At 67.7% G+C, this 14,284-nt stretch carries 6 protein-coding genes; 4 read left to right on the plus strand and 2 right to left on the minus strand.

What is annotated here, in order from left to right; all coding sequences use genetic code 11:
* Nucleotides 1-356 precede the first annotated feature (356 nt).
* The 4 genes from dnaK to G6O68_RS18255 all read left to right on the plus strand — a co-directional run bounded on the left by dnaK (nucleotide 357) and on the right by G6O68_RS18255 (nucleotide 9,905).
* Nucleotides 357-2,279, plus strand: a complete 1,923-nt coding sequence (dnaK, locus tag G6O68_RS18240) for a molecular chaperone DnaK (protein ID WP_165250069.1) — start codon at nucleotides 357-359, stop codon at nucleotides 2,277-2,279.
* Between the two features lie 236 nt (nucleotides 2,280-2,515).
* The gene (clpB, locus tag G6O68_RS18245; RefSeq protein ID WP_165250070.1) at nucleotides 2,516-5,152 is read left to right on the plus strand and encodes an ATP-dependent chaperone ClpB; all 2,637 of its coding nucleotides are present in this window, start codon (nucleotides 2,516-2,518) and stop codon (nucleotides 5,150-5,152) included.
* A gap of 193 nt (nucleotides 5,153-5,345) precedes the next feature.
* Nucleotides 5,346-8,432 carry a PSD1 and planctomycete cytochrome C domain-containing protein gene (locus G6O68_RS18250; RefSeq protein ID WP_165250071.1) on the plus strand — a complete coding sequence of 1,029 codons (3,087 nt, stop codon included), beginning with the start codon at nucleotides 5,346-5,348 and terminating at the stop codon, nucleotides 8,430-8,432.
* 3 nt (nucleotides 8,433-8,435) lie between these two features.
* A complete protein-coding gene (locus tag G6O68_RS18255) occupies nucleotides 8,436-9,905 on the plus strand; it encodes a DUF1501 domain-containing protein (protein ID WP_165250072.1) in 1,470 nt (489 codons plus the stop codon).
* A gap of 6 nt (nucleotides 9,906-9,911) precedes the next feature.
* On the opposite strand, the gene treS is transcribed toward G6O68_RS18255, so the two are convergent.
* Together treS and G6O68_RS18265 are read right to left on the minus strand one after the other, a co-directional pair.
* Nucleotides 9,912-13,271 carry a maltose alpha-D-glucosyltransferase gene (treS, locus tag G6O68_RS18260; RefSeq protein ID WP_165250073.1) on the minus strand — a complete coding sequence of 1,120 codons (3,360 nt, stop codon included), beginning with the start codon at nucleotides 13,269-13,271 and terminating at the stop codon, nucleotides 9,912-9,914.
* 168 nt (nucleotides 13,272-13,439) lie between these two features.
* Nucleotides 13,440-14,228 carry an SDR family NAD(P)-dependent oxidoreductase gene (locus G6O68_RS18265; protein ID WP_165250074.1) on the minus strand — a complete coding sequence of 263 codons (789 nt, stop codon included), beginning with the start codon at nucleotides 14,226-14,228 and terminating at the stop codon, nucleotides 13,440-13,442.
* Between the last annotated feature and the right edge of the window lie 56 nt (nucleotides 14,229-14,284).

Genomic DNA, 14,284 nt, shown 5'->3' on the forward strand with positions numbered 1-14,284 from the left:
GGGACGAATGGAACGAAAGTGCCAAAACGACAGGCAGCCCCGCCGACCTCCCGAGAGACTGCCATATCGACAGCCGCACAGGCGTAGGGCGATCCCGACGCCTTCGATCAATGAAGTCATAAGTTGATTTCTGAGAGAGACTTGAGGTCGAGGGCAAGCATCATTTCGGATCTGGCACGATGCTTGCGAATCCCGGTAGTTGTGAAGAGAGAGTCGGTGCACCCCCGGACGAACGGCCGTGGGCCGGCGATTCCGATTCGGAACGCGTCCATCGTTCCTGGTCTGATCGCTTCGCACGTCACTGTGACGCGCGGGTTTCCTCGTCACCGCTCGGCGCGAGATAAAGGAGATGGGACGTGGCGGAAGGTGAGAAGATCATCGGCATCGACCTGGGGACGACCAACAGCGTGGTTGCGGTCATGGAAGGCGGTGACGTCACGGTCATCCCCAACCAGGAAGGCAGCCGGCTGACGCCCTCGGTCGTGGCCTTCTCGTCGAAGGGGGAGATCCTCGTCGGCGACCCGGCCAAGCGGCAGGCCATCACCAACCCGGCCGGCACGGTCTACTCGATCAAGCGGTTCATGGGCCGCCGCCACGAGGAGGTCGGCTCGGAGGAGAAGATGGTCCCCTACAAGGTCGTGGGGGGCTCGTCCGACTACGTGAAGGTCCACGCCAACAACAAGGACTACACCCCGCCCGAGATCTCGGCCCTGATCCTGCGCAAGCTCAAGGAGGCCGCGGAGAGCTACCTCGGCCACAAGGTGCGCAAGGCCGTGATCACGGTGCCGGCGTACTTCAACGACAGCCAGCGCCAGGCCACCAAGGACGCCGGCCAGATCGCCGGGCTCGAGGTCGCGCGGATCATCAACGAGCCGACGGCGGCGGCCCTGGCCTACGGCCTCGACAAGAAGAAGAACGAGAAGATCGCGGTCTTCGACCTCGGCGGCGGCACGTTCGACATCTCGATCCTCGACGTGGCCGACGGCGTGTTTGAAGTTCTCTCCACCAACGGCGACACCCACCTGGGCGGCGACGACTGGGACGAGGCCCTCATCAACCACATCGCCGACGAGTTCAAGAAGGAGCAGTCCATCGACCTCCGCAAGGACGCGATGGCCCTCCAGCGACTCAAGGAGGCCGCCGAGAAGGCGAAGAAGGACCTGTCGTTCCAGGCCCAGGCCGACATCAACCTGCCGTTCATCACGGCCGACGCCTCGGGCCCGAAGCACCTGACGATGACCATCACCCGCGCCCAGTTCGAGAAGCTGACCGACAGCCTCTTCGAGCGCTGCCGCGGCCCGGTCCTCAAGGCGATGGACGACGCCAAACTCAAGCCCGCCCAGATCGACGAGGTCGTGATGGTCGGCGGCTCCACCCGCATGCCCCGCGTCCAGCAGATCGTCAAGGAGATCTTCGGCAAGGAGCCCCACAAGGGCGTCAACCCCGACGAGGTCGTCGCCGTCGGCGCGGCCATCCAGGGCGCGGTGCTCACGGGCGAGGTGAAGGAAGTCCTCCTGCTCGACGTCACCCCGCTGTCGCTCGGCCTGGAGACCAAGGGGGGCGTGATGACCGTCCTGGTCCCCCGCAACACCACGATCCCGACCGAGAAGAAGGAGACCTTCACCACCGCCGAGGACAATCAGTCGGCCGTGACGATCAAGGTCTACCAGGGCGAGCGGCCCATGGCGCAGGACAACCGCGCCCTCGGCGAGTTCAACCTGGAAGGGATCCCGCCGGCGCGGATGGGCGTGCCCCAGATCGAGGTCACGTTCAACATCGACGCCAACGGCCTGCTCAACGTCACCGCCCGCGACAAGGCCACCGGCAAGGAGCACACGATCCGCATCGAGTCCTCCGGCGGCCTCAGCAAGGAAGAGATCGAGCGGATGAACCGGGACGCCGAGTCCCACGCGGCCGAGGACAAGAAGCGTCGCGAGCTGGCCGAGGCGCGCAACAACGCCGAGCAGCAGGCCTACCGGATCGAGAAGCTGCTTGAGGAGAACAAGGACAAGCTCGGCGAGGGAGACCAGACGGCCCTGCGCTCCGCCATCGATAAGGTGAAAGAGGCGAAGAACGGGGACGACGCCGCCGCGATCAACCGCGCGGTCGACGAGCTCTCCCGGGCCGCCCAGGCGATGTCCGAGCACCTCTACGCCGCGGCCGGCGCGGGGGCGGGAGCGACCGGGCCCGGCGCGGCCCCCGGCGGCGGGGCGTCCGAGGCTCCGGGCGGCGCCAAGCCCGACGACGTGATCGACGTCGAGTTCGAGGAGAAGAAGTAACCTGCGGGGCGCCATAGCCCGAGCCCAACGAGAGCGGGACGGGACCCCGATCGCATCGCGGGCCCCGTCCCTTCTTCACGCGCGGAAGGCCCCCGCCCGCCGACGAACCTCGTCTCGCCAACACGCGTAGAAATGTGCACATACTCCGATAGATCGCATCGTGACGGCCCCGCGGCGGTGAGGCGTCTTCCGGCGGGCTCCAGCTCGACGCGACACCCGAAAGGCGGACACATCCCATGGCGTTCCGATTCGACAAGCTCACGCTCAAGAGCCAGGAGGCCCTCCAGGCCGCCCAGGCCCTCGCGGGCGAGCGCAGCCACCAGCGGCTGGAGCCGATGCACCTGCTGGCCTCGCTGCTAGACCCCAACCAGCAGGTCGTCCGGGCGCTCTTCACGCAGCTCGGCGTCAATCCGGCCCAGATCCTCCGCGCCGCCCTGCAGGGGCTCGACGCCCTGCCGCGCGTCACCGGCGGCGAGGTCTCCATCGGCCCCGACCTGGCTGCCGTCCTCGACGCCGCCCAGGCCGAGGCCGACGGCATGAAGGACCAGTACGTCTCCGTCGAGCACCTCCTGCTCGGTCTCGCGAAGGTCAAGAGCAAGACCCAGGCCCTGCTCGAATCCCTCGGCGTCACCGCGCCCGAGATCCTCAAGGCCCTCCAGAAAGTGCGGGGCGGCCAGGCGGTCACCGACCAGAACCCCGACGACAAGTACCAGGCGCTCGAACGCTACGGCCGCGACCTCGTGGAGGCCGCGCGCAAGGGCAAGATGGACCCGGTCATCGGCCGCGATTCCGAGATCCGCCGCGTCGTCCAGGTGCTCAGCCGACGGACCAAGAACAACCCCGTCCTCATCGGCGAGCCCGGCGTCGGCAAGACCGCCATCGCCGAGGGCCTGGCCCAGCGCATCGTCTCGGGCGACGTGCCCGAGAGCCTCCAGAATCGCAAGCTGATCGCCCTCGACATGGGGGCCCTCGTCGCCGGGGCCAAGTTCCGGGGCGAGTTCGAGGAGCGGCTCAAGGCGGTCCTCAAGGAAGTCACCGACTCCGAAGGCCGGATCATCCTCTTCATCGACGAACTCCACCTGGTCGTCGGCGCGGGCAAGGCCGACGGCGCCATGGACGCCGCCAACCTGCTCAAGCCCGCCCTGGCGCGCGGCGAGCTGCGCTGCATCGGGGCGACGACCCTCGACGAGTTCCGCGAGCACATCGAGAAGGACCCCGCCCTGGAGCGGCGGTTCCAGCCGGTCTTCGTCGGCGAGCCCTCGATCGACGACACCATCGCCATCCTCCGCGGCATCAAGGAGCGCTACGAGGTCCACCACAAGGTCAAGATCAAGGACTCCGCCCTGGTCTCGGCCGCGAAGCTCGCCTCGCGCTACATCACCGACCGCTTCCTCCCCGACAAGGCCATCGACCTCGTCGACGAGGCCGCGAGCCGGCTCTCGATGGAGCTGCAATCCGTCCCGACGGAGATCGACGTCCTCCAGCGACGGCTGCTCCAGCTCCAGCTCGCCCAGCGGATGCTCCAGAATGAAGAGGAGGAGCACGCCCTGGAGCGGCTCGCCGAGGTCGAGTCCGAAATCGAGCAGGTCGAGAAGCAGCTGCAGGACCTCCGCCGGCAGTGGGAGATGGAGAAGTCCGGCCTGGGCGACGTCCAGAAGGTCCGCGAGCGCCTGGAGGCCGTGAAGAACGACTACGCACGCCTCTGGGACGAGATCCGGCAGAAGCAGCAGCACGGCGAACGTCCCGACGAGTCCCATTTCCAGCAGCTCGCCACGCTCGATTCCGAGCGGAAGGCTCTGGAGAAGCGGATCGCCGAGACCGAGACCGCCGGCGACGACCAGCCCAAGGAGAAAGGTCAGCGGCTGCTCAAGCGCGAGGTCGACTCCGAGGAGATAGCCGAGGTCGTGAGCCAGTGGACCGGCGTCCCGGTCTCGCGGATGCTCGCCACCGAGCGCGAGAAGCTCCTCAAGCTGGAGGACCAGATCCACCTGCGGATGGTCGACCAGGAAGACGCCGTGCGCGCCGTGGCCGACGCCGTGCGCCGCAGCCGCGCGGGGCTCCAGGACCCGAACCGGCCGATCGGCTCGTTCCTGTTCCTCGGACCCACGGGCGTCGGCAAGACCGAGCTGGCCAAGGCCCTCGCCGAGTTCCTGTTCGACAGCGAGGCCGCCATGGTCCGCCTCGACATGAGCGAATACGGCGAGCGCCACAACGTCTCCCGGCTGATCGGCGCACCTCCGGGCTACGTCGGCTACGAGGAAGGGGGGCGGCTGACCGAGGCCGTGCGCCGGCGGCCCTACTCCGTCGTCCTGCTCGACGAGGTAGAGAAGGCCCACCGCGACGTCTTCAACGTGCTGCTCCAGGTCCTCGACGACGGCCGCCTGACCGACGGCCAGGGCCGTACGGTCGACTTCCGCAACACCGTCATCATCATGACCTCGAACCTGGGGAGCCATGTCATCGCGGAACTCTCCGCGAAGGGGGCCGACGAGTCGACCATGCGAAGCCAGGTCCAGGAGGTCCTCCGCCGCGAGTTCCTGCCGGAGTTCCTGAACCGCATCGACGAGACGATCATTTTCCATCCGCTCGGTCGGAAGGAACTTGGGCAAATCGTCGGCATCCAGCTCAAGCGGTTGGAGAAGCAGCTCGCCGAGGCGAACCTCTCGATCAAGGTCACGCCGAAGGCGCAGGAGCAGCTCGCCGAGGAAGGCTTCGATCCGACCTACGGCGCCCGGCCGCTCAAGCGAGTGATCCAGCAACGGCTGGCCAACCCGCTCGCCAGGGCCCTGCTCGATCAGAGCGTCAACCCGTCCGACGTGGTCCAGATCGACTGGGACGGCCAGAACTTCACGTTCTCGCCGACGAAGGCCTGACGGTCGATCAAGGCGGCCCGCGTCGAACGCGGCGGGGGCCGCCACGCCTCGTCCCCGCCCTGCCCCGGCCCGTGCCGAGGGTTTCGCCGCCTCGGGGTCCCTGGGTATAGTGGGAGATGTCGATCCTGCCTCGCCCAGGACCCCGCGTCGTGCTACCGCATCCCGCACCAGCCTCGCTCCGGAGGGCTCGACCTTGCGTCCCAGCCTCTCTTCCGGCCTTGCCGCCGCTTGCCTCCTGCTCGCAGCGAACCTGCCCGCCCCCGCATTCGCGAAGGATCGGATCGAGTTCAACCGCGACGTCCGCCCGATCCTCTCGGAGAACTGCTACGCCTGCCACGGCCCGGACAAGAGCCAGCGCAAGGCCAAGCTGAGGCTCGACGAGCGAGAGGCGGCGACCCAGCACGGGGCCATCCTGCCGGGCAACCCCGACGACAGCGAGTTGGTCCTCCGGATTCTCAGCGAGGACGACGACGTCATGCCGCCGGCCGAGGCCCACAAGACGCTCTCGGCCGAGCAGAAGCAGACGCTCCAGGACTGGATCGCCCAGGGCGCCGAGTATCAGGCCCACTGGGCTTACGTCCCACCCGTCAGGCATGCGACACCGGAAGTCCGTCGCGGGGATTGGGTCCGCAACCCGATCGACGCATTCCTGCTCGCCACGCTCGAATCCCGGAATGTCGAGCCCTCGCCCGAAGCTCCCCGAAACCGACTGATCCGTCGAGTGTCGCTCGATCTCATCGGACTTCCGCCGACCCCCGACGAGGTGCGAGCGTTCGAAGAGGATCCCGATCCGAAGGCTTACGAGAGGCTCGTCGAACGTCTGCTTGACTCGCCCCATTACGGCGAACGGATGGCCGTGGCCTGGCTGGACCTCGCCCGGTTCGCGGACACGGTCGGCTACCACGGCGACCAGGGTCAGCGGGTCTTCCCGTATCGCGACTACGTCGTCGACTCGTTCAACCGCAACAAGCCGTTCGACGCCTTCACCACCGAACAGCTCGCTGGCGACCTGCTGCCCGACCCCACTCCCGAGCAACTCGTCGCGACGGGATTCAATCGCCTCAACATGATGACCCGCGAGGGGGGGGCCCAGCCGGAGGAGTACCTGGCGAAATACGCCGCCGACCGCGTGCGGACGGTCGGCCAGACATTCCTCGGCTCCACCTTCGGCTGTGCCGAGTGTCATGACCACAAGTATGACCCGATCACCCAGCGCGATTTCTACACCATGTCGGCGTTCTTCGCCGACGTGAAACAATGGGGCGTCTACAACGATTACGACTACACGCCCAACCCCGAGCTGAAGGGCTGGAGCAACGACCACCCCTTCCCGCCCGAGATCGAGGTCCAGAGCCCTTATCTCAAGGCCCGCCGGGCGCAACTCGTCGAGCGGTTGCGGGAGGTCGCCGGCCGCCCGGCCGATGTGAAAGACCTCGACGCCTGGCTCGACGCGACGCGGGCCTTCGTGACATCCTCGGAATCCGGCTGGCTCGCGATGAAGCCGACGGGGGATCAGGGCTCGATCCTCGCCGATGAGAGCTTGCTCGTGAAAACCGCCGCCCAGGCCGACACCAAAACCCGAAACTCCACCGCCGCGATGCATTTCGTGACCGGGGGCGAGCCGCGATGGGTCGCCCGAATCCGCGTGGAGATGCTCCCGCCGGAGCAGGGGGGACGGATCGTCCGCGACGGGGCCGAGGTTGCGTCCGTCGCACTCACTGCGACCCTGAATGCCGGGGAGGGCAAGCCCGGACCCGCGCTGAAGTTCCACTTCGCCGACGCCGACTTCAAGTCGCCTCGCTACTTCAACGGCGACGAGGTCCCGGGCGTGCTCGCAGGCTGGCGGACCTCGAAAGAGCACGTCGAGAGCCCGCAGACGGCCGTCTGGTCCCTCGATCCGCCCATCCAGCTCAAGGAGGGCGAGTCGCTCGGGGTCGCGATCAAGAGCCCGGAAGCCGTCCGCCTCCGCGTTTCCGTCAGCCCCTTCGGCCTGCCGGAAGACGGCGATCCGCTCGGCGGGCTGGACGGCGACGATCGAGCGGCGATCCTGTCCGCAGAGCCGGATCGGACCCCCGAGCAATCCGCGCGAGTCCGACGGCTGTTCCACCTGGGGACGGCCGCCGACGCCGAGGTGTGGAGCCGGTCGAAGTCGCTCGCCACGGAGATCCAGGCGTGTCGCGACGGCAGGGCCACCAGCCTCGTAACGCGATCCGCGCCCCCGATGGAGACCCGCGTGCTGCCTAGGGGCGACTGGCAGAATCGAACGGGCGAGGTCGTCGAGCCCGAGGTCCCGGGCTTCCTGCCGCACGACTCCGTGGCGACCGGCCGTCGATTGACGCGGCTCGACCTGGGGCGCTGGATCACCGCCCCCGAGAACCCGCTTACGGCCCGAGTCTTCGTGAACCGGCTCTGGAAGCAGATCTTCGGGGTCGGCCTCAGCAGCGTGATGGAGGACGTCGGCGGCCAGGGAGAATGGCCCGTGCATCCCGAACTTCTCGACTGGCTGGCGGTCGAGTTCCGGGAATCGGGCTGGGACGTCAAGCGGATGGTGAGGCTGATGGTCACGTCGTCCGCCTATCGCCAGGACTCGCGGTCCCGCCCCGAGTTGAAGGACCTGGACCCCGGGAATCGGTGGGTCGCGTTTCTCTCGCCACGACGCCTGGAGGCCGAGTTCGTCCGCGACAACCTCCTCGCCGTCGCAGGCCTGCTGAACCCGGACGTCGGCGGGCCGAGCGCGTTCCCCTATCAGCCCGCCGGCTATTACGCCAACATCCAGTTCCCGAATCGCGACTACATCGCCAGCGAAGGCGACCTCCAGTACCGGCGCGGCCTCTATTCGCACTGGCAGCGGACGTTCCTCCACCCGATGCTGGCCAACTTCGACGCCCCGGCGCGCGAGGAATGCACGGCCTCGCGGAACTCCGCCAACACCCCCCAGCAGGCGCTCACGCTGCTCAACGACCCGACCTTCGTGGAGGGCGCCCGGGTCCTGGCCGCGAAGCTGCTCGCGGAGACCGGCTCGACGAGCGACGAGGATCGTTTGGACGGCTTGTTCAAGATCGTCCTCGCACGCCCGATCCTGCCTGCGGAACGGGTGTCGCTGCTGACGTTCCTCGCGGAGCGTCGGCGGGCCTTCCGCGAGGATCCGGCCGCCGCCGAGGCGTTGCTCAATGTCGGCCAGGCCCCGGCCCCCGAGGACGCCGATCCGGCCGAGGTCGCGGCCTGGGCGGCGACGTGCCGCGTCGTGCTGAACCTCCATGAAACGATCACCAGGTATTGAATCATGAATCGCCCGATCGATCGCGACGCCTGGCGCACGGACCTCCAGCGGCGAGCCTTCCTCCGGAACTCGACCTACGGCCTGGGCTCCCTGGCCCTCGCCGGCCTCCTCGACCCCGGCCTCTTCGCGAGGCCCGCCCGCGGTGCCGAGGCCGACGCGAGCCGCCCCGAAGATCGGTGGCGCGGCGTGGTCCGGACGCCCCACTTCCCGGTGAAGGCCAAGCGGGTGATCCACCTCTGCATGGCCGGCGGCCCCTCGCAATTCGAAAGCCTGGACTACAAGCCCCGACTGCGGCAACTGGACGGCCAGCCGTTCCCGGAGTCGTTCACGAAGGGCCAGCAGCTCGCCCAGCTCCAGAACAAGACGTTGATCGCGCGGGGCCCTTTCTGCGACTTCCGCAAGCACGGCGAATCCGGTCAGGAGATCTCCGACCTCTTCCCGCACATCGCCACGGTCGCGGACAAGATCGCGATCGTGCGTTCGATGACCACCGAGCAGATCAACCACGACCCGGCCCACGCGTTCATGAACAGCGGCTCCATCATCAAGGGCCGCCCGAGCATGGGGTCGTGGCTCCTCTACGGCCTCGGATCGGAGACCGAGGAGCTTCCCGGCTTCGTCGTGCTCACCTCGGCCGGCGCGACCGGGCTGCAGCCGGTGTCGGCGCGGCAGTGGTCGGCCGGCTTCCTGCCCAGCAAATTCCAGGGCATCCAGTTCCAGTCGAAGGGGGACGCCGTCCATTACATCAGCAACCCCCCCGGGCTGAACGGCGACGCCCAGCGCGCCTCGATCGCCGAGATCAACCGCCTGAACGGCCTGCTCGCCGCCGATCGACTCGATCCCGAGATCCAGACCCGGATCGCGCAGTATGAGCTGGCCTCGCGGATGCAGGCGAGCGTCCCCGAGCTGACCGACTTCGGCAGCGAGCCGCGATCGACGCTCGAGATGTACGGCGTCTCGACCCCCGGCGACGGCAGCTTCGCCTCCAACTGCCTGATGGCCCGCCGACTGGCCGAGCGCGGCGTCCGGATGATCCAGCTCTACCACCGCGCCTGGGATCACCACGGCGACATCGAAAGGGGTATGACGCTCGCCGCGGCCGACGTCGACCAGGCCTGCGCCGCGCTCGTCAAGGACCTCGACCAGCGCGGGATGCTGGAGGACACGCTGGTGATCTGGGGGGGCGAGTTCGGCCGGACGCCCATGGGGCAGGGGACCGGCCGCGACCACCACATCCTGAGCTTCTCGCTCTGGATGGCCGGCGGCGGGATCAAGGGGGGCGTCACCTACGGCGGCACGGACGAACTCGGCTACAAAGCCGTCGAAGACGTGGTCCACGTCCGCGACCTGCACGCGACGATCCTGGCCCTCTGCGGGATCGACCACGCGCGCCTGGGTTACAAGTTCCAGGGCCTCGACGTCCGATTGACGGGCGTCGAGCCGGCGCGCGTGGTCCGGGAGATCCTCGCCTGACGCGGCTCAGGCCTCCGGCGACCCCGCCGTCTGGATCTCGTGCAACTCCCGCAGGATCGCCTGGATCGGGATGCCCACCCAGGCCGGGCGCCGGGCCAGGTCGCGGCCCACGTCGTCCAGCGTGCGGTCGAGCAGCAGGATGTTCAGCAAGCGATCGACGTCCGCCCTCTCGTCGGGGATGAGGCCCGATCCTTCCATGTCCTCCAGATAGGCGTCGACGAACTGCTGCGTGACCCGAGCGAGCCATCGCCGAGCCCACGGCTCGAGGGCCGAGCGGTCTTCCTCGCGGACCATGCCCGGGGGACGGGTCTGGTTCTTCTCCAGGTCGAACAGGACGCTGTGCGCGGCGTAGTCGAACGAACGGATCATCGACGCCACGTCGCGGAGCGGCGAGCGCTTAACCCGGCGCTCGCCCGACGAGTCGTCGGCGTCGCCCTCGAAGTCGTAGACGACGAAGTCGGCCCCGGTGTAGAGGATCTGGTCCAGCTCGTAATCGCCGTGGATGCGGATCCGCGAGCCGCCGTAGGGCCGATCCGAGACCTGCTGGAACCTTGCCAGGAGCGCCTCGCGATGTCCCAGGAGACGCTCGCCGTCGGCCCGGGTCGTCTCGGGCAGCTTGTTGAGGACGCCGGACAGCCGCGTGAAGACCTGATGGGTCAGGTTGCGCATCGACTGGTAGATCGAGCGTTGATAGAGCCGCCCGAAGGACTCGGGCCGGAACTCGGGAGTCCGCTTGTCCGACGCCAGGGTGCGATGCAGCATCGCCGTCCGGACGCCGAGATTCCGCGCGTGGACTTCGAAGCCCGCCATGAGGCCTTCGAGGATCGTCTCGTCGACCGCCGCGGGATCGGCCGGCTCGCCGTCCGGCCTGACGTCGGCGCCGCGACGGTGCAGATGCGCGGCGACGCGCTCGTAGAACTGGCTGAGCTGATTCAGGGTCATCGACCAGGCCGAACCCTGATTGGGGATGAACTGATTCAGGACGGCGACGGTGACGGGAGCCCCGTGCACCCGGCGATACTCCAGATAGCCCAGCACCGGAGCGACGATCAGCGATTCCTGGCGGGCGGACAGGAACGAACGCATCTCGAAGTCGGGGTTGATCTCCGCATCGATGCAACGGAAGGTCTTGAGGGTCAGGCGCTCGTCGAAAATGAGCGTTGTGTTGAACCGCTCGCTGCGGATGAGCTGCGTAGGGACCAGCGGCGACTCGCCGAGATCCACCTCGGTCAGGCCGCGAAGCGGCACGGCGGCCAGTTCGCCGTCGGCCAGCGACACGGACAGGCCCGAGCGAATCGCCTTCACGATCTCCTCGCCGCAGGACGGGACCGCGAGGGCGTCGCACAGGACCCCGTTGTGGTTCTCGACGGCCCGCGCGAGGAACGTGCCCGCCCCCGGATCCAGCAAGCTCCCCATAGCTTCCTCGGGGACGAGCATCAGCGGCAGGATGTTCGTCTCCGCGTCGCCCGACTCCAGCTCGGCCCGGACGACGAGCCACTGAACGTCTCCGGAGCCCATCGGGTCCGAGACCGCCCGGGTTACGTCGACCGCCGTGATCCTCGGCAGCCCGGCAGGCCGTCGCCGCTCGAGAAAAGCGGGGAGCAACGGATCGAGCCGCACGGACTCGACGCGGGCCAACTCGGCCCGCCAGTCCCGATCGACGGGCACGGCCGGGAGATCGGCGATCCGCATCGGCTCGCGATCGACCGCGTGGGTCCCCACCTCGGGGGGCTTGAGCAGGAACCAGTAGAAGCCGTAGGCGGAGAGCGTCAGGCGATACGGCCGATCGTCGACCGGGGGCAGGAGGCTGTGCCCGGAAAGCTCCTCCGGCGAATAGCCCTGGAACTCGCGCAGGTCGAGGTCGACGAACTGCATGAATCGCGAGAGGTTCGCGACGACCAGGATCGACTCGTCGCCGTAACGCCGGACGAACGCCAGGATTCGCGCGTTGTCCGGCTTAAGGAACTCGATCGTCCCCCGGCCGAACGCCTGATGCTGCTTCCGAAGCGCGATCAGCCGCTTGACCCACCAGAGGAGCGAGCTGGGGTTCTCCTGCTGACTCTCGACGTTGATCGCCTCGTAGTGGTACTCCGGGTCGATGATGACCGGGAAGTAGAGCTTCTGCGGGTTGCAGGTCGAGAAGCCGGCATTGCGATCGGGCGACCACTGCATCGGCGTGCGGACGCCGTTGCGATCGCCGAGATAGATGTTGTCCCCCATGCCGATCTCGTCGCCGTAGTACAGGACCGGCGTCCCGGGGAGCGAGAACAGCAGGCCCGTCATCAGTTCGATGCGGCGGCGATCGTTGTACAGCAACGGGGCGAGCCGGTGGCGGATGCCCAGGTTGATGCGCGCCTCAGGGTCGTGGGCGTAGGCGCGGTACATGGTGTCGCGCTCCTCGTCGGTGACCATCTCGAGCGTCAGCTCGTCGTGGTTCCGCAGGAACATGCACCACTGGGAGTTCTCCGGGATCGCCGGTGTCTGGGCCAGGATGTCCAGGATCGGATACCGGTCTTCCTGGTGCAACGCCATGAACAGACGCGGCATGACCGGGAAATGGAACGCCATGTGGCATTCGTCGCCGTCGCCGAAGTAGACCACGGCGTCCTCGGGCCACTGGTTGGCCTCGGCCAGGAACATCCGCGGCGGCGAGGGGAACTTCTCATCGAGCCGTTTGCGCAGGACCTTCAGGAACGCGTGGGTCTCGGGGAGGTTCTCGCAGTTCGTCCCCGGCCGCTCGTAAAGGTAGGGGATCGCGTCGAGCCGGAGCCCGTCGACGCCCATGTTGAACCAGAAGTCCAGGAGCGGGAAGATGGCCTCCCAGACGGCCGGGTTGTCGTAATTCAGATCCGGCTGGTGCGAGTAGAACCGGTGCCAGTAGTAGGCGTCGGCCACCGGGTCCCACGTCCAGTTGGAAAGTTCGAAGTCCTTGAAGATGATTCGGGCTTCGGAGTAAAGCTCGGGGTTGTCGCTCCAGACGTAGAAGTCGCGCTCGACGCTCCCCGCCGGGGCGTTGCGGGCGCGCTGGAACCACGGGTGCTGGTCCGAGGTGTGGTTGAGCACCAGCTCGGTGATGACCTTCAGGCCCAGCTCATGCGCCCTGTCGAGGAACTCGCGGAAGTCCGAGAGCCGTCCATACTGCTTGTTGACGGTCGTGTAGTCGGCGATGTCGTAGCCGTCGTCGCGCAGAGGGGACGGGTAGAAAGGCAGGAGCCAGATCGCGGTGATGCCCAGGTCGCGAAGATAGGGGAGCTTCTGCGTCAGGCCGGGGAAGTCGCCGATGCCGTCGCCATTGCTATCGTAGAAGGCCCGAACGTGGGCCTCGTAGATGATGGCGTCCTTGTACCACAAACCGTCGTCAGACACCGCCGAGTCTCCGTCTCTAGGGGACGCATCGAGGCGCCTGCCGGGGCCGCCCGAAGGATCGAGGCGGATTCAAGCAGATTCGATGCCGATGAACCGGGAGACGCACGCTCGCGTCCCGACCTCCGTGCCGTCGATCCCCCGAGCTGGAGCGATCGAACCTCCGGCCCTTTAGAGTATGCTCCGCACAAGGCCGCCGTCGACCCGGAGGGCGGCCCCATTGATCGCCGAGGCGCGCGAGCTGCACACGAACGCGACGAGGTCGGCGATCTCAGCCGGATCGATCAGCCGGGAGATCAGCGAGGTGGGGCGGTTCTCGGCCATGAATCGACGCTCGGCCTCGCTCGGGTCCAGCTCCGGGAAGAGGTCCCGGATAAACTTGTCGACCCCCTCGGTCCTGGTAGAGCCCGGCAGGACGGTGTTCACGGTCACGGCCGTGCCTTTGGTAAGCTCGGCCACGCTGCGCGAGATCGAGAGCTGCATCGTCTTGGTCGCGCTGTAGTGGGCCATCTCCGGGGCCGGGCTCACGGCCGACTCGCTGGATACGAAGACGATCCGGCCGGTATTCCTCGCGAGCATCCCCGGAAGATAACCACGCGCCAGCCGCACGCCGCTCAGGATGTTGACCTCGAACAGCCGCCGCCAGTCGTCGTCGGTCTCGTCGAGGAAGCCGACCGCCTCGTAGATGCCGAGGTTGTTGACGAGGATGTCGACCTCCGGGAGCCTCTGCAGGATGGCGTCACATCCTTCAGCCGTCCCGGCGTCGGCGGCCAGCAGATCCAGCTTCGCCTCGGGGACGCGCTCGCGGATCGAGCGGATCGCGCGTTCGACGTTCGCCTCCGATCGGCCGTTGATTATCACCCGGGCCCCTTCCGCGGCCAGGGCCTGCGCGATGGCAAGGCCGATTCCCCCGGAGGAGGCCGTCACCAGAGCCGACTTGCCGGAAAGTTCGAGATCCACGGCGGCGTCTCCCGGAGAATCCTCGTTCCCGCCCGTCCGAAGCCGCGCGGGGGCGT

This window comes from Paludisphaera soli (assembly GCF_011064595.1).
GTDB classification, from domain to species: domain Bacteria; phylum Planctomycetota; class Planctomycetia; order Isosphaerales; family Isosphaeraceae; genus Paludisphaera; species Paludisphaera soli.

Coding starts and splice junctions, on each gene's coding strand:
- clpB (WP_165250070.1), top strand. CDS start 2,516: ATGGCGTTCCGATTCGACAAGCTCACGCTCAAGAGCCAGGAGGCCCTC.
- G6O68_RS18255 (WP_165250072.1), top strand. CDS start 8,436: ATGAATCGCCCGATCGATCGCGACGCCTGGCGCACGGACCTCCAGCGG.